At 62.3% G+C, this 25,945-nt stretch carries 25 protein-coding genes and 1 tRNA gene; 20 read left to right on the forward strand and 6 right to left on the reverse strand.

The window, feature by feature from the left end; translation table 11 throughout:
- The first annotated feature begins 346 nt into the window (after positions 1-346).
- The 14 genes from BQ8482_RS00580 (at position 347) to glpK (ending at position 16,207) form a co-directional block, all read left to right on the forward strand.
- Complete coding sequence (locus tag BQ8482_RS00580) at positions 347-1,759, forward strand: circularly permuted type 2 ATP-grasp protein (RefSeq protein WP_165848376.1); 1,413 nt, start codon at positions 347-349, stop codon at positions 1,757-1,759.
- Positions 1,760-1,914: 155 nt separating this feature from the next.
- Entirely contained in the window at positions 1,915-2,856 is a 942-nt protein-coding gene (locus tag BQ8482_RS00585) for an alpha-E domain-containing protein (protein WP_123145810.1), read from the forward strand.
- A gap of 61 nt (positions 2,857-2,917) precedes the next feature.
- Positions 2,918-3,712, forward strand: a complete 795-nt coding sequence (locus BQ8482_RS00590) for a transglutaminase family protein (protein WP_123145811.1) — start codon at positions 2,918-2,920, stop codon at positions 3,710-3,712.
- Between the two features lie 31 nt (positions 3,713-3,743).
- Positions 3,744-4,475: a proteasome-type protease gene (locus BQ8482_RS00595; protein ID WP_095492829.1), complete on the forward strand. Its 732-nt coding sequence runs from the start codon at positions 3,744-3,746 to the stop codon at positions 4,473-4,475.
- Between the two features lie 56 nt (positions 4,476-4,531).
- On the forward strand, positions 4,532-5,944 hold the full coding sequence (locus BQ8482_RS00600) for a pyridoxal phosphate-dependent decarboxylase family protein (protein ID WP_123145944.1): 1,413 nt from the start codon (positions 4,532-4,534) through the stop codon (positions 5,942-5,944).
- 126 nt (positions 5,945-6,070) lie between these two features.
- Entirely contained in the window at positions 6,071-6,838 is a 768-nt protein-coding gene (locus tag BQ8482_RS00605; protein ID WP_123145812.1) for a DeoR/GlpR family DNA-binding transcription regulator, read from the forward strand.
- Between the two features lie 126 nt (positions 6,839-6,964).
- Positions 6,965-8,491: a glycerol-3-phosphate dehydrogenase gene (gene glpD / locus BQ8482_RS00610; RefSeq protein WP_123145813.1), complete on the forward strand. Its 1,527-nt coding sequence runs from the start codon at positions 6,965-6,967 to the stop codon at positions 8,489-8,491.
- 28 nt (positions 8,492-8,519) lie between these two features.
- A complete protein-coding gene (locus BQ8482_RS00615) occupies positions 8,520-9,602 on the forward strand; it encodes an ABC transporter ATP-binding protein (protein WP_123145945.1) in 1,083 nt (360 codons plus the stop codon).
- A gap of 15 nt (positions 9,603-9,617) precedes the next feature.
- A complete protein-coding gene (locus tag BQ8482_RS00620; protein ID WP_123145814.1) occupies positions 9,618-10,688 on the forward strand; it encodes an ABC transporter ATP-binding protein in 1,071 nt (356 codons plus the stop codon).
- Positions 10,689-10,690: 2 nt separating this feature from the next.
- Positions 10,691-11,557, forward strand: coding sequence for a carbohydrate ABC transporter permease (locus BQ8482_RS00625; protein ID WP_123145815.1), 867 nt, complete (start codon positions 10,691-10,693; stop codon positions 11,555-11,557).
- 43 nt (positions 11,558-11,600) lie between these two features.
- Complete coding sequence (locus BQ8482_RS00630) at positions 11,601-12,479, forward strand: carbohydrate ABC transporter permease (protein ID WP_084833813.1); 879 nt, start codon at positions 11,601-11,603, stop codon at positions 12,477-12,479.
- Between the two features lie 67 nt (positions 12,480-12,546).
- Positions 12,547-12,828 carry a DUF2160 domain-containing protein gene (locus tag BQ8482_RS00635; protein ID WP_023801186.1) on the forward strand — a complete coding sequence of 94 codons (282 nt, stop codon included), beginning with the start codon at positions 12,547-12,549 and terminating at the stop codon, positions 12,826-12,828.
- Between the two features lie 72 nt (positions 12,829-12,900).
- Positions 12,901-14,625: an ABC transporter substrate-binding protein gene (locus BQ8482_RS00640; protein ID WP_123145816.1), complete on the forward strand. Its 1,725-nt coding sequence runs from the start codon at positions 12,901-12,903 to the stop codon at positions 14,623-14,625.
- An 88-nt stretch (positions 14,626-14,713) separates the two neighbouring features.
- Positions 14,714-16,207 (forward strand): glycerol kinase GlpK, encoded by a 1,494-nt coding sequence (gene glpK / locus BQ8482_RS00645; protein ID WP_123145817.1) that lies wholly within the window; start codon positions 14,714-14,716, stop codon positions 16,205-16,207.
- A gap of 77 nt (positions 16,208-16,284) precedes the next feature.
- Here glpK and BQ8482_RS00650 read toward each other — a convergent pair whose 3' ends face one another.
- Positions 16,285-16,761, reverse strand: coding sequence for a BA14K family protein (locus tag BQ8482_RS00650; RefSeq protein WP_123145818.1), 477 nt, complete (start codon positions 16,759-16,761; stop codon positions 16,285-16,287).
- 263 nt (positions 16,762-17,024) lie between these two features.
- On the opposite strand from BQ8482_RS00650, the gene BQ8482_RS00655 reads away from it, so the two are divergent.
- A tRNA-Lys gene (locus BQ8482_RS00655) sits at positions 17,025-17,100 on the forward strand.
- 243 nt (positions 17,101-17,343) lie between these two features.
- Here the strand turns inward: BQ8482_RS00655 and dprA are convergent.
- From dprA to BQ8482_RS00675, 4 genes are all read right to left on the reverse strand, one after another.
- Positions 17,344-18,468 (reverse strand): DNA-processing protein DprA, encoded by a 1,125-nt coding sequence (gene dprA / locus BQ8482_RS00660; protein ID WP_123145819.1) that lies wholly within the window; start codon positions 18,466-18,468, stop codon positions 17,344-17,346.
- Positions 18,465-19,052 (reverse strand): glycerol-3-phosphate 1-O-acyltransferase PlsY, encoded by a 588-nt coding sequence (gene plsY / locus BQ8482_RS00665; protein WP_123145820.1) that lies wholly within the window; start codon positions 19,050-19,052, stop codon positions 18,465-18,467. Before plsY ends, dprA begins: the two co-directional genes overlap by 4 nt.
- A 121-nt stretch (positions 19,053-19,173) precedes the next feature.
- On the reverse strand, positions 19,174-20,460 hold the full coding sequence (locus BQ8482_RS00670) for a dihydroorotase (protein WP_123145821.1): 1,287 nt from the start codon (positions 20,458-20,460) through the stop codon (positions 19,174-19,176).
- A complete protein-coding gene (locus BQ8482_RS00675; RefSeq protein WP_123145822.1) occupies positions 20,457-21,437 on the reverse strand; it encodes an aspartate carbamoyltransferase catalytic subunit in 981 nt (326 codons plus the stop codon). The genes BQ8482_RS00670 and BQ8482_RS00675 overlap by 4 nt, the downstream gene beginning before the upstream one ends.
- Positions 21,438-21,601: 164 nt before the next feature.
- Between BQ8482_RS00675 and BQ8482_RS00680 the strand changes: the two genes are divergently transcribed.
- The 3 genes from BQ8482_RS00680 to BQ8482_RS00690 all read left to right on the forward strand — a co-directional run bounded on the left by BQ8482_RS00680 (position 21,602) and on the right by BQ8482_RS00690 (position 24,248).
- A complete protein-coding gene (locus tag BQ8482_RS00680; RefSeq protein ID WP_123145823.1) occupies positions 21,602-23,230 on the forward strand; it encodes a DNA alkylation response protein in 1,629 nt (542 codons plus the stop codon).
- Between the two features lie 128 nt (positions 23,231-23,358).
- Positions 23,359-23,937, forward strand: a complete 579-nt coding sequence (locus BQ8482_RS00685; RefSeq protein WP_123145946.1) for a hypothetical protein — start codon at positions 23,359-23,361, stop codon at positions 23,935-23,937.
- The gene (locus tag BQ8482_RS00690) at positions 23,937-24,248 is read left to right on the forward strand and encodes a DUF6105 family protein (RefSeq protein WP_123145824.1); all 312 of its coding nucleotides are present in this window, start codon (positions 23,937-23,939) and stop codon (positions 24,246-24,248) included. Before BQ8482_RS00685 ends, BQ8482_RS00690 begins: the two co-directional genes overlap by 1 nt.
- Here BQ8482_RS00690 and ruvX read toward each other — a convergent pair.
- Complete coding sequence (gene ruvX, locus BQ8482_RS00695; RefSeq protein WP_123145825.1) at positions 24,215-24,700, reverse strand: Holliday junction resolvase RuvX; 486 nt, start codon at positions 24,698-24,700, stop codon at positions 24,215-24,217. The two genes, BQ8482_RS00690 and ruvX, sit on opposite strands and share 34 nt — an antisense overlap.
- A gap of 100 nt (positions 24,701-24,800) precedes the next feature.
- Here ruvX and BQ8482_RS00700 point away from each other — a divergent pair, with 100 nt between their 5' ends.
- Both BQ8482_RS00700 and gatC read left to right on the forward strand, forming a co-directional pair.
- A complete protein-coding gene (locus BQ8482_RS00700; RefSeq protein ID WP_123145947.1) occupies positions 24,801-25,508 on the forward strand; it encodes a metal-dependent hydrolase in 708 nt (235 codons plus the stop codon).
- A 145-nt stretch (positions 25,509-25,653) separates the two neighbouring features.
- Positions 25,654-25,941, forward strand: coding sequence for an Asp-tRNA(Asn)/Glu-tRNA(Gln) amidotransferase subunit GatC (gene gatC, locus BQ8482_RS00705; protein WP_123145826.1), 288 nt, complete (start codon positions 25,654-25,656; stop codon positions 25,939-25,941).
- The last annotated feature ends 4 nt before the right edge of the window (positions 25,942-25,945 follow it).

Raw genomic sequence — 25,945 nt, forward strand, 5'->3', positions numbered from 1 at the left:
ATCCCACCCCGGAAACCGATTTCGGTTTCCGGAAAGGGATCATGCGCAAATGCAAAGTGTTAGAGCGTCCTTGCGCGTCCAATTGGACGCGCAGCGCTCTAATGTCCGCTGCGCGCCGGTTCTCGAAACCACCACCATATGACTCGCCAGAGCGAATTTCGAAACAGTCTCTGAGCGGCGCCGGCCGCCTGCCCGGGCACGAGGCAAAGCCTGACCCAGCCATATCGGCGATGCCCTAATTTTAGGCAGGTCGCGACATACTGATCGCCAGCATCCTCCAAATCACCGATTGCGCTTGATTTTCTCGCGTGACGCCAGTGAAATGGCCTCACAGGGGAGTATGCGATTGCCAGCGTTCGACGAAATGCTTCCGGAAATCTCCGGATTGAGAAAACCGTATTCGGCTTACGACCGCTGGCTGAAGGAGCAGGATCCGGCCAGGCTTAGCGAGAAGATGCAGGACGCCGAACGCGTCTTTCGCAAGACCGGCATCACCTTTGCCGTCTATGGCGAGCAGGAAGCCTCCGAACGCCTTATTCCCTTCGATATCGTCCCGCGCATCATTTCCGGCAATGAATGGCGACGGCTGACGCAGGGCATCGAGCAGCGCGTCCAGGCGCTGAACGCGTTTCTCGACGATATCTACCACCGCCAGGAGATCTTGCGCGCCGGGCGCGTCCCTAAGGAATTGATCGCCAAGAACGAGGCGTTCCTGCCGGAGATGATCGGGGTACGGCCGCCGGCCGGCGTCTACACCCATATCATCGGCGTCGATATCGTTCGCATCAGCGAGAACGAGTTCTATGTGCTGGAGGACAATGCGCGCACGCCGTCCGGCGTCTCCTACATGCTGGAGAACCGCGAGACGATGATGCAGCTCTTTCCCGAGTTGTTCCAGCAGATCAAGGTGCGGCCGGTGGAAAACTATCCGCAGCTCTTGCGCCAGTCGCTGGCAGCGGTGCGACCGCTGAGCACCAAGGGTGCGCCGACCATTGCCGTGCTGACGCCGGGCAGCTTCAACTCCGCCTATTTCGAACATGCCTTCCTTGCCGACCAGATGGGCGTGCAGCTTGTCGAGGGGCAGGATCTGCGCGTCGTCGATGGTCACGTCGCGATGCGTACGACCGAAGGCTACAAGCAGATCGACGTGCTTTATCGAAGGGTGGACGATTCTTTCCTCGATCCGCTGACCTTCCGTCCGGACTCAGCACTTGGCGTGCCGGGCATCATGGATGTCTACCGCGCCGGCAACATCACCATCGCCAATGCGCCGGGAACCGGCATCGCCGACGACAAGGCGATCTATTCCTATATGCCCGAGATCGTCGAATTCTACACCGGCCGCAAGGCAATCCTCGGCAACATCCCGACTTGGCGCTGCTCGGAGCCGGACAGCCTGAAATACGTGCTCGAACATATCGACGAATTGGTGGTGAAGGAGGTGCACGGCTCCGGCGGCTACGGCATGCTGGTCGGGCCGGCGGCGACCAAGAAGGAATGCGAGGACTTTTCCAAAAAACTCGCGGCAAAACCGTCGAACTACATCGCCCAGCCGACGCTGGCGCTGTCGACCTGTCCGATCCTGACCGACAAGGGGCTGGCGCCGCGCCATGTCGATCTCAGGCCCTACGTGCTGGTTTCCGACCGCATCCAGATCGTGCCGGGCGGGCTGACGCGCGTGGCGCTGAAGGAAGGCTCGCTGGTGGTCAATTCGTCCCAGGGCGGCGGCACCAAGGATACGTGGGTGCTGGATGATTAGTGAATAGTGAATGGTGAATGGTGAATGGAATAGAGATGGTGCCTCATTGACCTCTGTGGAATTCCTCGAAGAGAAAAACGCAATGTCGTGTCCAGGCGAAATCTTGTCATTCACCATTCACCATTCACCATTCACCATCCGAAGGACCGCGTAGAATGCTTCTCGGCCGCACCGCCAACGGGCTCTACTGGATGAACCGCTATATCGAGCGGGCGGAAAACATGGCGCGGCTGGTCGATGCAGGGCTGCGCATGGCGCTGACCCGCACCCAGAACGCCTCCGAAGAGTGGAATTCGGTGCTGCTCAGCGCCGGCTCGGACGCCGCCTTCACGCAGAAATATTCCGACTATACCGCCGCCAATGTCGCGGATTTCCTGCTGCGCGACACATCGAACCCGTCGAGCACGATGGCGTCGATCGAGACGGCCCGCAACAACGCCCGCATGGTGCGCACCGCCCTGACTCGCGAAACCTGGGAAAGCATTAACGAGGCCTGGATGTCGCTGAAGCGCATGCTGGCCAAGCCGATCGACGAACGCGACCTGCCCAGCGTGCTCGACGCGATCAAGCGCGAAACGGCGCTGATCCGCGGTTCGTTCTACGGCACCATGCTGCGCAACGAGATCTTCGATTTCTCGCAGCTCGGCACCTATGTCGAACGCGCCGATAACACGGCACGGATCCTGGACGTGAAATATTACGTGCTGTTGCCGTCGATCTCGTGGGTCGGCTCGACGCTCGACAACTACCAGTGGGAATCGATCCTGCGATCGGTGTCGGCGCACCGCTCCTATCGCTGGGTCTACGAGGCAGACTACAAGCCGAGCAACATCGCCGACTATCTGATCCTCAATGTTCGCATGCCGCGCTCGCTGACCTTCTGCTATCGTTTCCTGACGGAGCATCTCAGATTCCTGGGCGACGATTATGGCGAGCGCCATGCCTGTCATGCGACAGCCGGCAAGACCCAGGCCATGCTGACGGCCGGCTCGATCAAGGACATATTCGACGCCGGCCTGCATGAATTCCTGGCCAATTTCATTCGCGATAACACCAGGCTCGGCGACGAGATCGCGCAGGACTACAGGTTCTATTGAGCATGATCCCGGAAAGTGAAAGCCTGTTTCCGGAAAAGATCATGCTCAGGGGACGAGAGCAATGCGGCTGAGGATCACCCACCGGACCGAATACCGCTACGATGCGCCGGTGCACTATCTGTTGCAGCGGTTGCGGCTGCTTCCGGTCAGCGGGCCGACGCAGACCGTTTTGTCCTGGGCGCTGACGATCGAAGGGGCGCGCGAGGAAGTTCGCTTCACCGACCATTTCGGCAACGACACGCGGCTGTTGAGCGTCGAAGGTGACCGCGATTTCATCACCGTCGAGGCATCAGGCGAGGTGGTGACACGCGACACATCCGGCGTCTCCGGGCCACATCAGGGTTTCGCGCCGCTCTGGCTGTTTGGCCATGAAACCCCGTTGACCACGGTCGGCAGCGGCATTCGCGAACTCGCGGCCTCGGTCGGCGAGGGGACCGATATCGAAAGATTGCACCGGCTGATGGCGGTGATCGGCGAGCGCGTCGCCTATACGCCGGGCACCACCAATGCGGCGACGCCGGCCGAGGACGCGCTGGCGCTCAAGACCGGCGTCTGCCAGGACCACAGCCACATCTTTGCCGCCGCCGCACGCGCCATTGGCTTTCCGGCCCGCTACGTCAGCGGTTATTTGATGATGGATGCGGCGGTCGAGCAGGCGGCTAGCCATGCCTGGGCCGAGGCGCATGTTGCGGGCCTTGGCTGGGTCGCGTTCGACGTCGCCAACGGCATTTCGCCCGACGAACGCTATGTAAAGGTGGCGACCGGCCGTGATTACCGCGACGCCACGCCCGTATCAGGAATTCGGCTGGGACAAGCGGAAGAACAGCTTGCGGTCATCGTCACCGTGGAGCAGTAATCCACGGCAAGATTGCCGCCAAAGAGATTCGATGACCTATTGCGTCGGCCTGAAGATCGATCGTGGGCTCGTGTTCATGTCTGACACGCGTACCAATGCCGGCATGGATTCAATCTCGACCTTCAAGAAGATGCATGTCTGGGAGGAGCCGGGCGAGCGCGTCATCGTGCTGATGTCGGCCGGCAATCTGGCGACGACGCAGGCCGTCGTCAGTTTGCTCGACGAACGCACCAAGGCGGTGGCCGATCGCCACGCCACGCTGCTCGAAACGCCTTCTATGTACCAGACGGTACGGATGGTCGGCGACACCGTCAAGGAAGTCATCGCCAGTTCGTCGCCGGCGGGCGAGAAGGCCGATTCCTATTTCAATGCCTCTTTTATCCTCGGCGGCCAGATCAAGGGCAGCGCGCCGCGGCTGTTCATGATCTATCCGGAAGGCAATTTCATCGAATCCACCGACGACACGCCGTTTTTCCAGATCGGCGAGACCAAATACGGCAAGCCGATCATCATCCGCGCCTATGAAAAGACGATGAGTTTCGCCGAGACGGTGAAACTGCTGCTGGTGTCGTTCGACTCGACGCTGAAATCGAACCTGTCAGTGGGTCTGCCGCTCGACCTGCTGTTCTATGAAAAGGACGCCTTCAAGGTCAGCCTGAAGAAGCGGATAGCCCAGGACGATCAATACTACCGCACCATCTCGGACGGCTGGTCGAATGCACTGAAGGCCGCTTTTGCGAGCCTGCCCGATTTTCCCGAATGAAAGCCTCCGTTTTTCGTGCTCTTTGATCGCTGGGCTCAATGCCGACGGAGAGCAAAATGAATAGCAACGAATTCCGGGAATGGTCGCTATACGCGGCCGAATGGGGTGCCGACTACAGGAGCACACTTCGCGAAAGGCCGGTGCGGCCGCTTGTCGAACCGGGCGAAATCTCTAGAAGCATCGATGTCACGCCGCCGGAAGAAGGCGAAACGATGCAGGCAATCTTCGCCGACTTCGAGCAAAAAATCCTGCCGGGCATGACGCATTGGCAGCATCCGCGCTTCTTCGCCTACTTCCCGGCCAATGCCGCACCAGCTTCCGTGGTGGCCGAATATCTGGTCTCGGTGATGGCCGCGCAATGCATGCTCTGGCAGACCTCGCCGGCAGCGACCGAACTCGAGACGCGCGTCGTCGACTGGATGCGTCAGGCGCTTGGCCTGCCGGAAGGGTTTTCCGGCGTCATGCAGGATTCGGCATCGTCGGCGACGCTTGCCGCCGTGCTGACCATGCGCGAGCGCGCGCTCAACTGGCAGGGCAACAAGAAGGGCCTGCAAGGCCAGCCGATATTGCGCGTCTATTCTTCCGACCAGGTCCATACTTCCATCGACCGGGCAATCTGGGTATCGGGCATCGGCGAGGACAATCTCGTGCGCATTCCGGTTGCCGGCCGCCTTCGCGCCATGGATGTCACAGCCCTCGAAGCGGCGATCGTCGCCGACCGGGATGCCGGCATGCTGCCGGCCGGCATCATCGCTTGTGTCGGCGGCACCAGCACCGGCGGCACCGATGACATCGCCGGCGTCGCCGCAGTGGCAAAGCGGTACGGGCTCTATCTGCATGTCGATGCCGCCTGGGCCGGATCGGCGATGATATGTCCGGAATACCGGCATTTCTGGGCGGGCGTGGAGGAGGCGGATTCCATCGTCTTCAACCCACACAAATGGCTGGGCGCGCAGTTCGACTGCTCGATGCAGTTCATCCGCCGACCGGAAGACCTGGTGCGGACGCTCGCCATCAAGCCGGATTACCTGAAGACGCATGGACGCGACGGCATCATCAACTATTCCGAATGGTCGGTGCCGCTCGGGCGGCGCTTTCGCGCACTGAAACTGTGGTTCCTGCTGCGCGCACACGGGCTGGAAAATCTGCGGACCATGATCCGCAGGCATGTCGCCTGGAGCGAAGGTCTTGCCGCCCGGCTGGCCAGGGAACCGGATTTCGAGATCGTCACGGAACCAATGCTGTCGCTGTTTTCGTTCCGGCATCTGGCGGCGGCCGGCATCGATTCGGACGAACACAATCTGCGACTGGTCAATGCGATCAACGACGATGGCCGCATCTACCTGACGCAGACACGTGTGGATGGGCAGGTCGCGATCCGTTTTCAGGTCGGTCAGTTCGAGACGAGGGCGGCGGATGTCGACACCGCTTTCGAGGTCATCACCGAAATCGCCCGCGGGCTGGCCTGAAATTGGTCGGCAAAGTTGCGTCGAGGTTTGTCTTTGGACGCATGTAATTTCGTTAGCCGGCTCATACCTTTTCATCACTTTCGTTTTCCGCTATAGACAAGAAAAACGAAAACGGGAGGTCCCCCAATGTATCTGTCGCCGCGTCATTCCGAAATCATCCAGATGGCCAAGGACAATGGCCGCGTGCTGGTCGACGATCTGGCGACGCATTTCAACGTGACGCCGCAGACCATTCGCAAGGACCTTAACGATTTGTGCGACCAGCGGCTGCTATCGCGCGTTCATGGCGGGGCGCTGTTCCCATCCGGCATCGAGAACATGGAATATGAGGCACGGCGCAAGATCGCCGCCGATGAGAAGGAGGCGATCGGCCGCGCAGCAGCCAGGCTGATCCCGGACAATGCCTCGCTGTTCATCAATATTGGCACCACGACGGAGTCGGTCAGCAAGGCGCTCCTTGATCACAGCGGCCTGATGGTCATCACCAATAACATCAATGTTGCCAACAGGATGCGCATATATCCTTCGATCGAGGTGGTGATCGCCGGCGGCGTCGTGCGCGGCTCCGATGGCGGCGTGGTCGGCGAGGCGGCGGTCGATTTCATCAGGCAGTTCAAGGTCGATTACGCGGTGATCGGCGCCTCGGCGATCGACCATGATGGCGCGTTGCTCGATTTCGATTTTCGTGAAGTGAAGGTGGCGCAGGCGATCATCGCCAATGCCCGGCACGTCATCCTCGTTTCCGACCAGACCAAATTCGAGCGGACGGCGCCGGTCCGCATCGGCCACCTGTCGCAGGTCAACACCTTCATCACCGACCGTTGCGACATCCCGTCGGTGCGCAAGATCTGCCAGGAGGCAGAGGTTCAACTGATCGAAACGTCGCTCTCCTAGTGGGTGCCGTCGCGGCAATTGTCGCCGTTTATATTTCGTTTGACATTCGTTCTCATTTCGAAATAATCCCATCACGGTTTCGTAAAAACCTAAAAATGCTGCAATGCGAAATCCGGGAGGACTATTGTGGGCGCACCCCCGATCCATGACATCTTCGTCATCGGTGGCGGTATCAACGGCTGCGGCATCGCCCGCGATGCGGTTGGGCGCGGCTTCTCGGTCTTCCTTGCCGAAATGAACGATCTGGCCAGCGGCACTTCCTCCGGCTCGACCAAACTGATCCATGGCGGCTTGCGCTATCTTGAGTTCTACGAGTTCCGCCTGGTGCGCGAAGCGCTGATGGAGCGCGAGGTTCTCTGGAAAAACGCGCCGCACATCATCTGGCCGATGCGCTTCGTGCTACCCTACGCCAAGGGCCTGCGCCCGGCTTGGCTGATCAGGCTCGGCCTTTTCCTTTACGACCACATCGGCGGGCGCAAATTGCTGCCGGCGACCAAGACGCTGGACATGGCCAAGGACCCGGCCGGCAAGCCGCTGAAGCCGTTGTTTCGAAAGGCCTTCGAATATTCCGACGGCTGGGTCAACGATGCGCGGCTGGTGGCGTTGAACGCCCGGGACGCCGCCGATCGCGGCGCAACGATCCGAACCCGCACGAAAGTCATCAGCGCACGCCGTGAAGGCGAGTTTTGGGCGGTCAGGCTGGAAAACATGCAGACCGGGGACACCGATGAGGTCAAGGCGCGGCTTTTGGTCAACGCCGCCGGTCCATGGGTCGACCACGTGCTGTCCGCTACGGTCGGCTTGCACGATGTGCACAATGTCCGGCTGGTACAGGGCAGCCATATCGTCATCGGCAAGAAGTTCGACGATCCGCGCGCCTATTTCTTCCAGAACAAGGATGGCCGCATCATCTTTGCTATCCCCTACGAGGAAGAGTTCACGCTGATCGGCACCACCGACCAGGACTATTCTGGCGACCCGCACGACGTGAAGATCAGCGACGCCGAGATCGATTATCTCTGTGCGGCGGCGAGCGAATATTTCGCGCAACCGGTCAAGCGTTCGGACATCGTCTGGACCTATTCCGCCGTGCGCCCGCTTTATGACGACGGCGCCTCGAAGGCGCAGGAAGCGACCCGCGATTATGTTCTGAAGACCGACGGCGGCGATGGCACGGCGCCGATCATCAACACCTTCGGCGGCAAGATCACCACCTATCGCCGGCTATCGGAATCGATGCTCGAGAAAATCGAGGGTTTTCTCGGCAAGCGCGGCAAACCGTGGACGGCAAACGCGTCGCTGCCGGGCGGCGATTTCCCGGCCAGCGGCTTCGACGCCGAAGTGGCGAAACTGAAGACGGCCTATCCGTTCCTCGATGCGCGTCTGGCGCGCCGCCTGACCCGGCTTTACGGGACTCGCGCAAGGATGCTGCTGGGCCTCGCCAGGTCGAATGCCGACCTTGGCCGCAACTTTGGCGCCGATCTCTACGAGGCCGAGGTGCGCTACCTCGTTCAAAATGAATGGGCGATGACGGCCGAAGATGTATTGTGGCGCAGGACCAAGCGCGGCCTGCATCTGAGCCGCGAGCAGGCGGCAGCGCTCGACGAATTCATGCGCGGGATAAGCCGGCGCCATGTCGCGGCTGCCGAATAGTGATGCAGAAAGCCTGGGAGGAGGCATCATGCTGGAACTGAGAAACGTCACGAAGACGATCGGCGCGACGGAGCATATACGCGACGTGTCGCTGACGCTCCAGCACGGCTCGCTCAACGTCCTTCTCGGACCGACGCTTTCCGGCAAGACCAGCCTGATGCGGCTGATGGCCGGCCTTGATGTGCCGACATCCGGTTCGGTCTGGTTCGATGGCAAGGATGTCACCGGCATCCCGGTGCAGAAGCGCAACGTCGCCATGGTCTACCAGCAGTTCATCAACTATCCGGCGATGACCGTTTACGAGAACATCGCCTCGCCGCTGAGGGTGGCCGGGACCGAGCGGGCAAAGATCGACAAGGAGGTGCGCGATGCCGCAGCCCTTCTCAAGCTGACGCCCTTCCTCGACCGCACACCGCTCAGCCTCTCCGGCGGCCAGCAGCAGCGCACCGCGCTGGCGCGCGCCATCGTCAAGAACGCCAGCCTCGTGCTGCTCGACGAGCCGCTCGCCAACCTCGACTACAAGCTGCGCGAGGAGTTGCGCGCGGAATTGCCGAAGATCTTCGCGGCGAGCGGCACCATCTTCGTCTACGCCACGACGGAGCCGCACGAAGCCTTGCTGCTCGGCGGCAACACGGCGACGCTTTCCGAAGGCCGCATCACCCAGTTCGGCCCGACGATCGACGTCTTCCGCAGGCCGAACGACCTCGTCACGGCCAAGACATTCGCCGATCCGCCGCTCAACACGATCGTGCTGAAGAAGAGCGGTTCGAGCTTCCTTCTTGATGGTGGGGTGAACCTCCCGGTGCCGGCTGAACTCGCCGGTATTGCCGATACGAGTTACACGATCGGCTTCCAGCCCCACCATCTCTCTCTTGCCCGGCCGAGCCCGTCGGCGGTTCCGGTGAAAGCCAAGGTCTCGGTCACCGAGATCACCGGTTCTGAAAGCTTTGTGCATCTCGACTTCGCCGATGTCCGCTGGGTCATGCTGGAGCACGGCATCCTGGTGTTCGAGCCGGACCAGACCATCGAGGTATTCATCGATCCGCGGCACATCATGGTGTTCGACGCGAACGGCCGCTCGGCCACGCCGCCACAGATGCTGGCGGCTTGAGGAGGAGGAGGGCACATGGCGCGCATCGACTGCAATCACATCCGCCACGCCTACGGGCCGCATCCGAAGTCGGATAAGGACTATGCGCTGAAGGAGGTGCATCACGCCTTCGAGGACGGCGGCGCCTATGCGCTGCTCGGGCCATCGGGCTGCGGCAAGACCACGCTGCTCAACATCATTTCCGGCCTGTTGTATCCGTCGCACGGCGAGCTTCTGTTCGACGGCAAGGACGTGACCAATCTGTCGACGCAGGAGCGCAACATAGCGCAGGTGTTCCAGTTCCCGGTCATCTACGACACCATGACTGTCTACGACAATCTGGCCTTCCCGCTGCGCAACCGCGGCGTTCCGGAACCCGACGTCCACCGCAAGGTGCGCGAAACCCTGGAAATGACCGGTCTGGCCGATATGGCCAAAAGAAAGGCGAGGGGGCTGACCGCTGACCAGAAGCAGAAGATCTCGCTCGGACGCGGGCTGGTGCGCTCCGATGTCAACGCGATCCTGTTCGACGAGCCGCTGACCGTCATCGACCCGCATATGAAGTGGGTGCTGCGCTCGCAGTTGAAGCAATTGCACAGGCGCTTCGGTTTCACCATGGTCTATGTCACGCACGACCAGACCGAGGCGCTCACCTTCGCCGAAAACGTCGTCGTCATGTATGAGGGCGAGATCGTGCAGATCGGCTCTCCAGCCGAACTGTTCGAGCGTCCCAAGCATACATTCGTCGGCTATTTCATCGGCTCGCCGGGCATGAACGTGATGCCGGTCGCGGTCGAAGGCAGGAGCGCGCGGCTCGGCAGCCAGACGATCGAACTGCCGGGCGCGCCCATGGCCGGGATCACCGGTGCGATCGAACTCGGCATCCGCCCCGAATATGTCAGGCTTGGCGCCAGCGGCATGCCGGTTTCAATCCGCAAGGTCGAGGATATCGGCCGCCACAAGGTGGTGCGCGCCAGTTTCGAAGGCCGCGACATCGCGGCGATCATCGGCGAGGACGAGGACATTCCCGCCGATCCGAAGATCGCTTTCGACCCGGCCGGCATCAACATCTATGCCGATTCCTGGCGCGTCGAGATGGGAGGCTGAGCATGGAAAGGACCTGGAACAACAAGGCCTGGTTCATGGTGCTGCCGGTGCTGTTGCTGGTGGCTTTCTCGGCGATCATCCCGCTGATGACGGTCGTGAATTATTCGGTTCAGGACACTTTCGGCAACAACGTCTTCTTCTGGGCGGGTTCGGAATGGTTCGAGGAAATCCTGCATTCCGACCGGTTTTGGGAAGCAATGGGCCGCAACCTGGTCTTCTCGGCCATCATTCTCACCATCGAGATTCCGCTCGGCATCTTCATTGCGCTCAACATGCCGAAGAAGGGCTGGGGCGTTCCGGTCTGCCTGGTGCTGATGGCGCTGCCGCTGCTCATCCCGTGGAACGTCGTCGGCACGATCTGGCAGGTGTTCGGCCGCATCGACATCGGCCTGCTGGGCCATACCGTGTCGGGGCTGGGTTTCGACTACAACTATGTCAACGATCCAATCGACGCCTGGGTCACGGTCATCCTGATGGATGTCTGGCACTGGACGAGCCTCGTCGTGCTTTTGTGCTACGCCGGCCTCGTCTCGATCCCGGACGCCTACTACCAGGCCGCCAAGATCGATGGCGCGTCGCGCTGGGCGATCTTCCGCTACATCCAGCTGCCGAAGATGAACCGTGTGCTGCTGATCGCGGTTCTGCTGCGCTTCATGGACAGTTTCATGATCTACACCGAGCCGTTCGTCGTCACCGGCGGCGGGCCCGGCAACACCACCACTTTCCTGTCGATCGATCTGGTGAAGCTGGCCATCGGCGAGTTCAACCTCGGTGAGGCGGCGGCCATGTCGATCGTCTATTTCCTGATTGTCATGCTCCTGTCCTGGGTGTTCTACACCGTCATGACAGCCTACGATGCGGAGCAGTGAGATGGCGCGCCTCGAGGAAACCACGGCCAACGAACGAACGCTCATGCGGCAAACCCCCGCTACAGCGGAAGCGCAGACGGCGAACGCCGCGCTGGCCCGCAAGATGCGGCGGCGGGGCGAGGAGTCGCGGTTCTGGTGGCTGGTGCCAACGATCTACATCATCTTCCTGATGCTGCCGATCTACTGGCTGGTCAATATGAGCTTCAAGACCAACCAGGAGATCCTCGGCGCCTTCTCGCTGTGGCCGAGAAACCCGACGCTTGCCAATTACGCGGTCATTTTCAATGATCCGTCCTGGTACAGGGGCTACATCAACTCGATCATCTATGTGGTTATGAACACGGTGATTTCCGTCGCCGTGGCGCTTCCGGCAGCCTATGCCTTCTCGCGCTACCGTTTTCTCGGCGACAAGCACCTGTTCTTCTGGCTGCTTACCAACCGAATGGCGCCGCCGGCGGTGTTCGCGCTGCCCTTCTTCCAGCTTTATTCGGCTTTCGGCCTGATCGACACCCACATCGCCGTGGCGCTGGCGCACTGCCTGTTCAACGTTCCGCTGGCGGTCTGGATCCTTGAAGGCTTCATGTCGGGCGTGCCGAAGGAGATCGACGAGACCGCCTATATCGACGGCTATTCCTTCCCGCGCTTCTTCCTGAAAATATTCATGCCGCTTATCGCGAGCGGCGTTGGCGTCGCGGCCTTCTTCTGCTTCATGTTCTCGTGGGTGGAACTGCTGATCGCGCGGACGCTGACCACGACCGCCGCAAAACCGATTGCCGCGATCATGACGCGCACGGTTTCGGCCTCGGGCCTCGACTGGGGCGTGCTGGCCGCAGCCGGCGTGCTCACCATCATACCGGGCGCGCTCGTCATCTGGTTCGTGCGAAACTATATCGCCAAGGGCTTTGCCCTGGGGAGGGTGTGATGAAACGAACGCAAGAGTTCATGCGCAACACTATCGCCAAGGGCTTTGCCCTGGGGAGGGTGTGATCATGAGCTTCTCCTGGATGGCCTGGACCTGGCCGACCGCCGCCTTCTTCGGCACCATCTTCCTGCTGCTCTGCGGCATGGCGGTCTGGGAATACGCCTCGCCGGGCGGCAATCCGCGCATCGGCGTCTTGCGCTTCGAGACGACGCGCGGCGACCGTCTCTTCCTATCGCTGCTTGGCAGCGCCTTTATCCATCTCGCTTGGCTGGGTCTTGTCGGACCCAACCTGTGGTGGGCTCTCGCTCTCTCCGTAGTCTACGCTATCGGCGTGTTCCGCTACGTATAGAGGGGGAAACTGTTGGAGCATGCCCGGGGGCTGCTCCAGATAGCACTTGGAACTGAACAGTGGAGGAAACACATGCGAAGGCAATTTCTGACGTCAACGACCGCCCTGGTCCTGCTCCTTGGAGCGAGCCAGGCGTATGCCGGAATGGACGAAGCCAAGGCGTTTCTCGATGCCGAGATTAAGGACATGTCGACGCTCGATCGTGCTGCCCAGGAAGCAGAGATGCAATGGTTCATCGATGCTGCAAAACCCTTTGCGGGCATGGATATCAAGGTCGTCTCCGAACCGATTGCAACTCACGACTACGAAGCGAAGGTACTGGCCCCGGCCTTCACGGCCATCACCGGCATCAAGATCACACATGACGAGATCGGCGAGGGTGATGTCATTGAAAAGCTGCAGACCCAGATGCAGTCGGGTGAGAACATCTACGACGCCTACGTCAACGACTCCGACCTGATCGGCACCCACTGGCGCTACCAGCAGGTGCGCAGCCTGACCAAGTGGATGGCGAATGAGGGCAAGGATGTCACCAACCCCAACCTCGACCTCGCCGACTTCATCGGCACCAAGTTCACGACGGCTCCGGACGGCGACCTTTACCAGCTGCCCGACCAGCAGTTCGCGAACCTCTACTGGTTCCGCTACGACTGGTTCAACGACGAGAAGAACAAGGCCGACTTCAAGGCGAAGTACGGCTACGACCTCGGCGTGCCGGTCAACTGGTCGGCCTATGAGGACATCGCCGAATTCTTCACCGGCCGCGAGATCGACGGCAAGAAGGTCTACGGCCACATGGACTACGGCAAGAAGGACCCGTCGCTCGGCTGGCGCTTCACCGATGCCTGGCTGTCGATGGCCGGCAATGGCGACAAGGGGCTGCCGAATGGTCTTCCGGTTGACGAATGGGGCATCAAGGTCGACGAGAAGTCGCGGCCCGTCGGCTCCTGCGTGGCTCGCGGCGGCGACACCAACGGCCCGGCTGCCGTGTATTCGATCCAGAAGTACCTGGATTGGCTGAAGGCCTATGCGCCGCCGGAAGCCCAGGGCATGACGTTCGGCGAATCCGGCCCCGTCCCGTCGCAGGGCACGGTCGCGCAGCAGATGTTCACCTACACTGCCTTCACCGCCTCCTTCGTCAAGGACGGGCTGCCGGTCGTGAACGCGGACGGTACGCCGAAATGGCGCTTCGCTCCGTCGCCGCATGGCGTGTACTGGAAGGACGGCATGAAGCTCGGCTACCAGGACGTGGGTTCCTGGACGCTCCTCAAGTCGACGCCCGACGACCGCGCCAAGGCAGCCTGGCTCTACGCGCAGTTCGTCACCTCGAAGACAGTCGACGTTAAGAAAGCCCATGTCGGCCTGACGCTGATCCGCGAGAGCACGATCCAGCACAAGAGCTTCACGGACCGCGCCCCGAAGCTCGGCGGCCTGATCGAGTTCTACCGTTCGCCGGCCCGCGTCCAGTGGTCGCCGACGGGTACGAACGTCCCTGACTATCCGAAGCTGGCACAGCTTTGGTGGCAGGCGATCGGCGACGCCTCGTCGGGTGCCAAAACTCCGCAGGAGGCGATGGACTCGCTCTGTGCCGAGCAGGAAGAGGTGCTTGAGCGCCTGGAGCGCGCTGGCGTGCAGGGCGACATCGGACCGAAACTCGCCGAGGAAAAGACCTTGGAGGAGTGGAACGCCGATGCCGTCGCCAAGGGCAATCTCGCGCCGCAGCTGAAGATCGAGCCGGAGAAGGACAAGCCGCAGACCATCAACTACGACGAGCTGGTCAAGAGCTGGAGCAACTGAGCATCGGTCCGGGCGTCCGCGCCCGCATCGCACCAATCGGGGGAGGCGGCATCTTGCCGTCTCCCCTGTTTGCGCCGAGGGAGTGAGAATGACTGGCCTTATCCTAGCAATCGACCAAGGGACGACGTCGAGCCGGGCGATCCTGTTCGACGGTGAAATGAAGGTCGTGGGCAGCGGGCAGAAGGAATTTACCCAGCATTATCCGGCCTCCGGCTGGGTCGAGCATGATCCGGAGGAAATCTGGTCGAGCGTCGTGGCGACGGCGAAGGCTGCGCTGAAGAGCGCCGGCCGCGATGCGCCGGATGTCGCGGCAATCGGCATCACCAATCAGCGCGAGACCGTCGTCATCTGGGACCGGGCGACCGGCAAACCGATCCACAACGCGATTGTCTGGCAGGACCGCCGCACTGCACCGCTGTGCCAGAAATTGAAGAAGCAGGGGCTGGAGAAGAAGTTTACCAGAAAGACCGGCCTGCTGCTCGATCCCTACTTCTCCGGCACCAAGATCGCCTGGATGCTGGACAAGGTGAAGGGCGCCAGGAAACGCGCCGAAAAGGGCGAATTGCTGGCCGGCACAATCGACAGCTTTTTGATCTGGCGGCTGACCGGCGGCAAGGTTCACGCCACAGACGCCACCAACGCCTCGCGCACACTCGTCTACAACATCGAAGATAATGCCTGGGACAACGAGCTTCTGGCCATTCTTGGCATACCGGGAAGAATGCTGCCGCAGGTGAAGGATTGCGCCGACGATTATGGAATCACAGAGAAAAGCCTGTTCGGCGCAGAAATAAAGATCCTCGGCGTGGCCGGTGATCAGCACGCGGCGGCCATCGGCCAGGCCTGTTTCGAGCCGGGCATGATGAAATCCACCTACGGCACCGGCTGCTTCGCGTTGCTCAACACCGGCAGTGATCTGGTGCGCTCGAAGAACCGGTTGCTGACGACCATTGCCTACAGGCTGAACGGCAAGACCACTTATGCGCTGGAAGGGTCGATCTTCATCGCGGGTGCTGCCGTACAGTGGCTGCGCGACGGCATCAAGGTGATCGGCAAGGCCGAGCAGAGCGGTGTGCTGGCGGCGAGCGCCGATCCGACTCAAGAAGTCTATCTGGTGCCGGCTTTCGTCGGGCTTGGCGCGCCGCACTGGGACGCCGACGCACGCGGCGCCATCTTCGGGTTGACCCGCAATTCGGGCCCGGCCGAATTTGCCCGCGCCGCATTGGAATCCGTGGCTTTCCAGACCCGCGACCTGCTCGATGCCATGCGCAAGGACTGGAAGGGTGCTTCAGCGAAGACCGTTCTCAGGGTCGATGGCGGCATGGTGGCGTCGGACTGGACGATGCAGCGGCTTGCCGACATCCTCGATGCGCCGGTCGACCGTCCAACCATTCTGGAGACGACGGCGCTCGGCGCGGCGTGGCTGGCTGGCTCGAGGGCGGGCGTCTGGCCAAAGACAAGGGAATTCGCCAAGAGCTGGGCGCTCGAACGGCGGTTTCAGCCGGATATGGGAGCTTCGGTCCGTTCCGCAAAGCTGGCGGGTTGGCGCCATGCTGTGCGCAGGACGCTGAGCACGCTGTAAATTTCGCGCACCAAAAAAGCCTGCGCCGGTGCCGGCGCAGGCTCTTCAACAATCGTTATTCAACTCTGCCCGGCGTATCAAAAGGGCGAGATGCACTGCCGACGGGGGCCGTAGTAAGGCTGGTACGTGTTGTCATAGGCCCGGTAAGATCTGTAGCGGTTGTAGCACCACTGCACGTGGGCATCGCCTCGATAGACGCGGCGGTACTGGTTGTTGACGATCGCGCCGGTGATCAGCGCCCCAGTGGCGAAGGCAGCCAGCGGGAACCAGTAGTCGCCGTAACGGCGATAGCCGGGACGATAGTAGCGATAACCGCGATAGCCGCGCCAATACCTGCCGTCGTCACGGGCGAAATCGCGACGGTAGAAGTCGCGACGGGAGAAATCGCCGTTGAAATTACGCTTCCACCGCCCGTGGTAGACAGTCTGGACATCCGACGAGACGCTCTGACCTGGCGGCACGTAGATGGGCTGGGCGTTGACGGGCACGATCTCCGCTACAACGAATGACGCTGACAGCGCGGTCGCCAGCAAGCCCGACATGATCCTGTTCATGATCTTCTCCTTGAAAGCGTCGTCCCTTGTAGCGACAAAAACGGGTAGGGTTGCGCAATTGTTCCGCGAAAAATGGCAAGCTGCTGATTTGTAATGCGTCTCGGCTTTATGCGAGACAGCCACTCCGACCTTGCCGAAGCGGTTTGCGAGGCGTCACGAGACCGCGAAAAGCCCGGCTTGCGAGTCCTCTTTTTCCGGTTGACCGGTCGAGACACTCTCCCTATGTTCCGCGCAATTTCGAGGGCGGCATTCTGAGCCCGCGGGAGCGCGTAGCTCAGCCGGTAGAGCAACTGACTTTTAATCAGTAGGTCCAGGGTTCGAATCCCTGCGCGCTCACCATTGTTTCCTATGAAAAGTCAATTATTTAGGCTGATCCGGTGGAGCATAGCCAGAACCTATGACACTGCGAAACGCTCACGGCGCACCTGTTCCGGCGTCAGATGGCTGCCGACCGCAAGCGATAGCGCAGCAGCATTCTCCTAGCCGCCCGCCCCGTCGCCCACCATTGTATTGGTAAGCGCCTCATAGCATCGGGGCAGGTTCTCCCAAGAATCGTGTGCTGAGACATCCGGAAGACTTCGATCATACCAGCGAGACATTCCCGCCGGCGTGGCGCTCCAGCCGGCCGGCGAGGTCGAGTTCCAACAGCACCATGAAAACCTGGGCGGGATGCAGGCCGGTGTGGCGGATGATTTCGTCGACCGCCACCGGCGTTGGGCCGAGGGCTTCGATGACGCGGGCGCGGTCGTGTTCGCCGGGTGGCGGCGTTGCGGAAAAGTCGGGCGGCTCTTCGAGCGGCGGCGCCTCTCGTGTATGCACTCCGACTAAGGGGGCGATCGCATTGGTAATATCCGATGCCTCGGTGACCAGGGTGGCGCCGTCCTTGAGCAAGGCGTTGGCGCCGGCGGCGCGCGGATCGAGCGGCGAGCCGGGGACGGCGAAGACCAGCCGGCCCATCTCGCCGGCAAGCCTGGCGCTGATCAGCGAGCCGGAGCGTTGCGCGGCCTCAACCACGACCAGCCCCAATGCTGCGCCGGCGACAAGGCGGTTGCGGCGCGGAAAATCCTGGGCACGCGGCTGCCAGCCGAACGGCATCTCCGAAATGATGGCGCCGCCGCGCTCGGCAATCTCGTTGCACAGGCCGGCATTCTCGGGCGGATAGGGCTGGTCGAGGCCGCCGGCCAGCACACCGATCGTGCCTGACGCAAGGCTGCCCTGATGTGCTGCCGTGTCGATGCCGCGCGCCAGGCCGGAGACGATCCCGTAGCCGTCGCGGCCGAGTTCGGCTGCGAGCGTTCGCGCCATCTTGATGCCGGCCAGCGAGGCGTTGCGGGCGCCGACGATGGCGACTGCCGGCAAGCGGAACACGGCGCCTTCGCCCTTGACCGCGAGCAGCGGCGGCGGATGGTCCATGCTTTTCATCAACGACGGATAGTCGGCCTCGCCGATGCCGACGAAGCGGGCGCCGGCCTGCCAGGCCCTCTCCAGTTCCGCCTCTGCCTCGGCAATCGACGGGATGCGGACGCTCTTTCTAGCGCCGCCCGAAATCATCAGCTCGGGCAGCATCTCGAGCGCCGTCTCGGCCGAACCGAAGCGGTTGATCAGATCGCGAAAGGTGGCCGGGCCGACATTCGGGGTGCGGATCAAACGAAGCCAGCTCAACCGCTGCCGGTCGCTGAGTCGCGGCCCGGCGGCGCGCTGGCTCACTCCTTGACCCCGATCTTGCTCTCGGTGCCGGCCAGCAGCCGCGCAATGTTGGCCCGGTGTTTTATGAAGACGATCAGGCTCATCAGCACGAACAGCCCGGCAATCTCAGGCGTGCTAAGGACATAGAGTGCAATCGGCACGACGACTGCAGCCGTCAGCGCCGCCAGCGAGGAATAGCGGAACAGGAAAGCAGCGGCCAGCCAGACGACGGCGAAGATCAGCGCCACCTGCCAGGCAAGGGCGGTCAGCACACCGAGATAGGTGGCGACACCCTTGCCGCCTTTGAAGCCAAGCCAGACCGGAAAGAGATGGCCGAAAAAAGCGCCGAGGCCGGCCCAAGGCCCGAGTTCCGGTGCAAAGCGACCAGCGATCAGCACAGCCGCCGTGCCTTTCAGCGCGTCGAGCAGCAGCGTGGCGGCGGCCAGGCCCTTGTTGCCGGTGCGCAGTACATTGGTGGCGCCGATATTGCCGGAGCCGATGTTGCGGACGTCGCCAAGGCCGGCGGCGCGGGTGATCAGGAGCCCGAACGGGATCGAGCCGAGCAGATAACCGAACACCAGCGCCAAGACGATGCCGTAAGCCATTGTTCCCCCAGATATGCCCTAAAGCGCGTCGCGTTTGACCGGCCTCATGCGACGCGCTTTAGGTTGCTGTTTTATGCATGTCGTTATCGCAAAACCGCTGCACACTTTTGCGCGACATGCATTAGGCTGAAAACACTGTGCGGCCCGCCACCATCGTTTGCAAGACCTTGCCCTGCAGCCGCGCGCCTTCGAAACAGGTGTTTTTCGAGCGCGAACGGATGCCGCTTTCGCTGACGATCCATGGCTCGTCGAGATCGACCAACGCAAGATCGGCGACCGCACCCGGCTTCAGCGTGCCGCCGGGCAGGCCGAACAACCTTGCCGGGGCAGTGGACAATGTCTCAACCAATCTAGGCAGCGTCACGTCGTCATTGTGATAGAGCCGTAGCGCCGCACCCAGCAGCGTTTCCAGTCCGATGGCACCGGCCGCAGCGTCGGCGAAGGGCAGGCGCTTGGTGTCGACGTCCTGCGGGTCGTGCGAGGATACGATGAGGTCGATCGTGCCGTCCTTGACCGCCTCGATCATCGCCATCCGGTCTTCCTCGGCGCGCAGCGGCGGTGTCAGCCGGAAGAAGGTGCGGTATTCGCCGACATCGTTCTCATTGAGCGACAGATTGTGGATCGAGACGCCTGCTGTGACATTCGCGCTGTCGGCTTTCGCCCGCGTTACCGCGTTTGCCGCCATGGCCGTCGAGATCTTGGCCGCGTGATAGGCGCCGCCGGTCAGCCGCGCCAGCGCAAGGTCGCGCTCCAGCGGAATGGACTCGGCCTCGCGCGGAATGCCGGCAAGGCCGAGCCAGCTGGCATAGAGGCCTTCATTCATGACGCCTGATGAGGCGAGGTCGGCGTCTTGGGTTTCATGAGCGATCACGCCGCCGAAATCGCGCGCATAGGTCAGCGCGCGGCGCATTACCAGTGCGCTTGATATGGTGTGCCGCCCGTCGGTGAAGGCGACCGCGCCGGCCTCGCGCAGCAGCCCGAATTCGGTCATCTCGCGGCCTTCGAGGCCCTTGGTGATCGCAGCCGCCGGAAAGATGTTGACGATGGCCGTGTCCTTGGCGGTGCGCAGCACGAATTCGACGAGCGCGACATTGTCGATCACCGGGTCGGTGTCGGGCATCATGACGATGGAAGTGACGCCGCCGGCGGCCGCCGCCACGCTGGCCGAAGCGATGGTTTCGCGGTGCTCACCGCCCGGTTCGCCGATGAAGACGCGCGCATCGATCAGACCGGGGATAACAGCCTTGCCGGCGCAGTCGATGACGACGGCATCTTGCGGAGCGCCCTGGTTCAAGGCCGCCTTGCCGGCAGCGACGATCTTGCGGCCCTCGACAATGACCGTGCCGACCTCGTCGATGCCGCGCGACGGATCGACGATGCGCGCCCGGCTGAAGACCGTTGTGTTCATGCGCCGCGGCCCTCGAGGTTGCGGTCCTCACGATTGCGGCGGGGGTCGAGCAGGGCTTCCATCACCGCCATGCGCACGGCAACACCCATCTCCACCTGTTCCTGGATGACGCTCTGCGGACCGTCGGCGATTTCCGAGGCGATCTCGACGCCGCGGTTCATCGGGCCGGGATGCATGACCAGAGCGCCGTCCTTGGCCGCCTTCAGCTTCTCGGCATCGAGGCCGAAATAGTGGAAATATTCGCGCACCGAAGGCACGAAAGCGCCTTCCATGCGCTCGCGCTGCAGCCGCAGCATCATCACCACATCCGCGTCCTTGAGCCCTTCGGCCATCGAACGGGTGACGATCACGCCCATTTTCTCGATGCCGGCGGGCAGAAGCGTCGACGGCGCCACGACGCGGACCTGGGCGCCGAGCGCATTGAGAAGCATGATGTTGGAACGCGCCACGCGCGAATGCAGGATGTCGCCGCAGACCGCCACGATCAGCTTCGACAGCGGGCCCCTGGCGCGGCGGATGGTCAGCGCGTCGAGCAGCGCCTGCGTCGGGTGCTCATGGGCGCCGTCACCGGCATTGATCACCGAGCAGCCGACCTTTTGCGCCAGCAGTGCGGCGGCACCCGCCGACTGGTGGCGGATGATCAATATGTCCGGCCGCATGGCGTTCAGCGTCATCGCCGTGTCGATCAGCGTCTCGCCCTTCTTCACCGAAGAACTGGCCACCGACATGTTCATGACGTCGGCACCGAGCCGTTTTCCGGCCAGCTCGAACGACGACTGCGTGCGGGTCGAGGCTTCGTAGAAGAGGTTGATCTGGGTGCGGCCGCGCAGCGTCGAGGTCTTCTTCTCCGACTGCCGCGAGATCGCGACCGCCCGGTCCGCCCTGTCCAGCAAAAGCTCGATGTCGGCGGGGGAAAGATCGCGGATGCCCAGAAGATGGCGGTGGGGATAGAGTGGCAGGGACGAAGCGTCGGTCATCTCAAGGCGCTGCTATAGGGTGGAGGACCTTTGGCTGCAAGCACCAGCTTTGGATTGCAGCCTTTCTCCCCGGTATTTTCGTCGCGCGCGTTGCGCGGCTTGGGCTATAAACCGCCGATGGCTTCGGATTCGTGGCCTTGTGATGATGATGATAAGGACAATGCGTGACCGACGACGTGACGAACCAGCCGCCGCCGCTGGCAGGCGGCAACGCCTGGCGGGGCGATCCGTTGCTGATCCAGCTTGCCGAGCGTTTTTCCGATCCGGTGCGCAAGGATCTCGACGGGCTCGGCCGTTTCGTGCTGACGCACGAGGCGCAGGAGCTGGCCCGCCTTGCCAATGTCGAGACGCCGAAGCTCAGGACCCATGACCGGCAGGGCCGGCGCATCGATCTGGTCGAGTTCCATCCAGCCTATCACGCGTTGATGCGCCGGTCGGTGGCGAACGGGCTGCATTCGTCGGTCTGGGAAAATGGCGATGCCGAGATCGGCCGCCGTCATCAGGTGCGCGCCGCCCGTTTCTACCTGACGGCCGAGCTCGAAACCGGGCATCTCTGCCCCATCACCATGACCAGCGCATCGCTGGCAGCGCTGATGGCAAGCCCGAAGCTTTTTCGCGAATGGGCGCCGCGTGTGACGACACGCAAATACGACCAGGGCCAAAAGCCGCCGGTCGAAAAGGCCGGGCTGACGCTGGGCATGGGCATGACCGAGAAGCAGGGCGGCACCGACGTCCGCGCCAACGTCACCAGGGCCGAGCGCGCCGGCAGCAGCTTCTATCGGCTGACCGGCCACAAATGGTTCATGTCGGCCCCGATGTCGGATGCGTTCCTGGTGCTTGGACAGGCGCCGGAAGGGCTTTCGTGCTTTCTCGTTCCCCGCATTCTCGGCGATGGGTCGGGTAACGGCTTCCGCTTCCAGCGGCTGAAGGACAAGCTCGGCAACCGCTCCAACGCGTCGTCCGAGGTGGAGTTCGTCAACGCCATCGGCGAGATGGTCGGCGAGCCAGGGGCGGGCGTCAAGACGATCATGGACATGGTGACGCTGACCCGGCTCGACTGCGCGATCGCCTCGTCGGCGATCATGCGTGCCGGGCTGGCCGAGGCCGTCCACCACACCCGTCACCGCCAGGTGTTTGGAACCAATCTGATCGAGCAGCCGCTGATGCAGCGCGTGCTGGCCGACATGGCGCTCGACGTCGCTGCGGCCACCGCGCTGTCGTTCCGGCTGGCGCGCTCCTTCGACGAGGCGGCCAGCGACCGCGGCGAGGCGGCCTTCGCGCGCGCCATGACGCCGGTCGTCAAATACTGGGTCTGCAAGATCGCACCACCGCTGCTCTACGAGGCGATGGAATGCCTCGGCGGCAATGGCTATGTCGAGGAGGCGCCGCTCGCCCGCTACTATCGCGAAGCTCCGGTCAACGCGATCTGGGAGGGATCCGGCAATGTCATGGCGCTCGACGTGCTGCGCGTGCTGGGGCGTGCACCCGGCCTGTTCGAGGAGGTGCTGGTCGGCATCGATCGCGATCTTGGCGCCGGCGGACGCGGCACCGTCGGTGTGCTCAAGGCGGCAATGCAGGTCGCGGCAACCGACGAGGGCTCGGCCCGCCTGCTCACCGAGCAACTGGCGCTGTCGGCGGCAGCGGCGGAGCTTCGCAGGCTGGGGGCAGGGCGGATCGCCGACGCCTTCGTCGAGACGCGCCTCGCCGGCCAGTGGCGCAACACTTATGGCATGCTCGATTCACGCCATGACGCGCGTATGATCATCGATACGCTTTATCCGCCGGTCACCTGAGAGGAGACTTGGGAGGGTTTCTCGTCGTCTGTCGCGCCGCTGTGGATGACCGTTAACCTTAACAAATGGTTTCCATTGCGATGGCGGGCCGCAAAGCCCACTGTCCTGTTTACGGAAGCAGGATCGCCATGCGGCATATATTAAGCTCCTTTCTGGCCTTGCACTGGGCGGTCGTTTTCGCCCTGCTCGCGTTCATCTGCATCGACGGGAATCGCGGTGTTGCGGCAGCGCTTGGCGTGCTCGGCGTCGTCGTCCAGAATATCCGCTTCGGCGACCTCGAAAACGGCGTCGTCGTGGCACCGCTTGCCGTAGCGCTGCTTGTTGTAGCGGTGCTGTTTTGCTGGGCCTTTGTCGAGACTCTGTTTAGCGACCCGGCAAATCCGGACGCCACCGACAGCGTCGTGCGGGTCGCCTTCATCTCCGCCTCCGGCGTACTGTCGCTGATTGTCGTCGGCGGCGCCGCGCAAGGCATCAACGGGCTATTCATGGCTATCGCGGTGCAACTGGCGGCACTGCTGGCTTCCTATGTCGCCATGCTCGCAGAGCGGCGGTCGGCCCTTGCCGCAACGGTTCCGGGCACCGGTGAAGTCCGTGCCGCCGCGCATGTGATGGCGAAGGCGGCGGCGCACAACTCGGCGCTCTCGCGCATTTCCGGCCGGCCGGACGCAAGCTTCGGGCCGGACACAAACTTGAGGGATCGCCGCTGATGCGCACCTTGTTCGCGCTATGGGCGGCCCCGCTCGCCCTGTTCTGGGGCTGGTTCTTCCTGTCGCTCAACGATATCAATTTCGGCTACGTCATGCTGAGCCGCCAATTGCATGACCTCGTCTTCCAGCTCTATGGGGAAATGCTTGGCATCGATCCGGCGCTCATTCCCGGCATGGTGGCAAAGGCCTGCATCCTCGACAGTCTGCTGCTCATGGCGTTTTGGGCGTTCCGCCGCCGCCGGGTGATCGGTGGCTGGATCAGGATAATGCTCGACCGCTATTTCGACCAGGCACCGACGCCGAGCGCCTGAAGCCGGTCGAGAACGCCCTGCAGAATAAAGGCCGCCGCGGCGGAATCGATCTTGCCGGCGCGTTTGCGGCGCGAAAAATCCATCTCGATCAACGTCCGCTCAGCCGCCACCGTCGACAGTCGCTCGTCCCACAAAACGAAGGGCAGGTCGGTCACAGCAGCCATGTTGCGGGCGAAGGCGCGGGATTTCTGGGCGCGCGGGCCTTCCGACCCGTCCATGTTGACCGGCAGACCGAGCACCACGGCCCCGACGTTCTCTTTCTGCAGCAAGCCGAGCAGCACAGCTGCATCCAGCGAGAATTTCCTGCGCATGATGACGGGACGCGGGTGGGCGAAGGCAAAGCCCCGGTCGGAAACCGCGACGCCAATGGTCTTGTCGCCGAGGTCGAGCCCGGCCAGCGTCTTGCCGCCGCTGAGCCGCGCCGGCAGCTCTTCGATGGTGATGATGCTCAACGGCTTTCCTTCGACTGCTGCCCGCAAAGGACGCTGCGGGACTTTAATTTCACTGCCGGCGTTCTATCCTTTGGCAAAGCAAAAATCGAGGAAGGCATTCATGAAACTGACCTGGTACGGACATTCCGCATTTCGCATCGAAACCACCGACGCGAAAATCCTCATCGATCCCTATCTGATCGGCAATCCGTCATGGAAGGGCGGCTGGGAAGAGCCGGCGGAAGGGGTGACGCATGTCCTTTTGACCCATGGCCATAGCGATCACATCAGCGGTGCGCTGGAAGTTCTTGGGAAAAGCGGCGCCATGCTGGTCGCCAATTTCGAGGTCTGCATGTACCTGGTCGGCAAGGGCGCCAGCGACAAGAAGATCAATCCCGGCAATATCGGCGGCACCGTCGATTGCGGCGGTTTCACCACCACCTTCGTCCAGGCCCTGCATTCATCGTCATTCCCAGGTGACAATGGCCAGAACACTTATCTCGGCAATCCAGGCGGTCTCGTGCTGCATTTTCCGGAGGACAAGACACTCTATCACATGGGCGACACCGACATCTTTTCCGACATGGCGCTGATCAACGAATTACATGAGCCGAAGATCGGCATTGTGCCGGTCGGCGACCGCTTCACCATGGGTGGCGCAGTGGCAGCCCTTGCCTGCCGGCGCTTCTTTCAGTTCGAGACCGTCATCCCCAGTCACTTCGGCACGTTCCCGATCATCGACCAGACCGCCGACAAGTTCGTCGCGGGGTTGGAGGGATCCGGCGTGAAGGTGGCGTTGCCGGAGATCGGCGGGACGATCACCTTGTAGAGGATGCCAAAGCCGGCAGCTATTTCCTCTGCGACGGCGTGGCCCTGCCTTGGACCTTCTGGGCCGGTTCTCGGCACGATGCATGTTGCGCGGCACGCGCCGCGCCGCTATAGCGCGGACTGGTTTTCCCGAGGCACAAACAAATATGTCCGTTGATGTCAAGACTGTGAAGCGCGTCGCGCATCTCGCCCGTATTGCGGTGAGCGAGGAGGATGCCGAGCGCATGACCGGCGAGTTGAACGCCATTCTGGGCTTTGTCGAGCAATTGAACGAGGTCGACGTTTCCGGCGTCGAGCCGATGACTTCAGTTATCCCGATGGAGATGAAGAAGCGCCCGGACGTCGTCACCGACGGCAACAAGGCGGCCGACATCGTCGCCAACGCACCGGCCACCGAAGAGAATTTCTTCCTCGTTCCGAAGGTCGTGGAGTAGCGGG

Source organism: Mesorhizobium delmotii (assembly GCF_900149755.1).
GTDB lineage: Bacteria > Pseudomonadota > Alphaproteobacteria > Rhizobiales > Rhizobiaceae > Mesorhizobium > Mesorhizobium delmotii.